The organism is Streptomyces sp. ADMS (genome assembly GCF_033441795.1).
Taxonomy (GTDB): Bacteria; Actinomycetota; Actinomycetes; order Streptomycetales; family Streptomycetaceae; genus Streptomyces.
Window position 1 is genome coordinate 1 of the sequence record NZ_JAVFVX010000325.1, and the last position, 1,072, is coordinate 1,072.

The 1,072-nt window shown below is 73.1% G+C and carries 1 protein-coding gene and 1 pseudogene; both read right to left on the reverse strand.

Going from position 1 to position 1,072, the window contains the following annotated elements; all coding sequences use genetic code 11:
- Positions 1-709 (reverse strand): annotated as a pseudogene (locus tag RB628_RS40765) (ATP-binding protein); the annotation flags it as partial.
- Positions 710-735: 26 nt separating this feature from the next.
- Positions 736-1,072 (reverse strand): DUF6238 family protein (locus RB628_RS40770; RefSeq protein WP_318325688.1); only part of this gene is annotated, 337 nt, incomplete at its 5' end.

Sequence of the window (1,072 nt, forward strand, 5' to 3'; positions counted from 1 at the left end):
CGCGCTTCAGCACGGTGCGCGCGAGGCCGGCCAGGAGCAGGAGACGGCGCTTGCGGACCTCGGTCGACCAGTCGTCCTCGCTCACCGAGGCGGGCCGCGCAGGAGCATCCAACGGGTTCAGCCTGCCGGGGAGTCCCGGTCCCAGGGCGATGCTGTAGCCGCCGAGAGCCTGCGCGACGGCCGTCCACTCGCCCTTGGGGTCGCAGGGCACGTAGACCCGGTAGCCGTGCGCAATCGCCCGGGTCGCGATGGACTTGGCCAGCGCCGACTTGCCCATACCGATGATCCCGGCCAGGACCGCGTTGGGATTGGTGAAGCCTTCGATCCGGCCGCTGCTGTACAGCGAGAACGGGTCGTAGCAGAACGCCGCCTCCGCGTGGACATCGCGCCCGATGAAGATGCCCTCCGCACCCAGACCGCCCTCGGCGAGGAACGGATAGGCCCCGGACACGGTGGCGGTGGTCATCCGGTGAGCGGGCAGGCTGAGCTTGCCGCCGCGTGCCGAAGAGGAGCCAGGGCGTCCGGACGGCGGATAGGTGGGCCGCAGCTCAGGGTCGAGGGTTTCCTCGTTACGGCGCTTGGGCGGGGCTCCGGCGAGGCGGGCCTGGCGGCGGGCCTCAGCGAAACCGGCGCGGGCGGCTCGCTGCTCGGTACGCGATGCCTTGCGAGGGACGAACAGGTGGGAGGCGCTGGCGCGGGTGCGGGGCATGAACGTTCTCCAGACGGAAGGCAGGGTCAGTGGCGGACGAGGCCGGTGAACGGCGCGTGGAGGTCGGCCGGGGTGGTGCGGCGGCGGACCAGGTGCGCGGTGCGCTGGTGGCGCTGGCAGATGGTCAGCTCCGGTGCGCCTTCCGGCAGGCCGGCCTGGCACGCCTCGCGTTCGGGGACCTCGCCGGAGTCCGGCCGAGGTGCCGCGTGGTAGGCGGCGTGGACGTGGTCGGCGGCCTGCCAGATGCGGGTGCGGGCGGCGCGGAGCTGGTCGCCCTCGATCGGCACGAGCTGGCCTGTGCGGGCGGTGTGGGCGTCGAGCAGGCCGTGCAGCGAGACGAGGTGGGCGTGCAGGGCGTCCAGC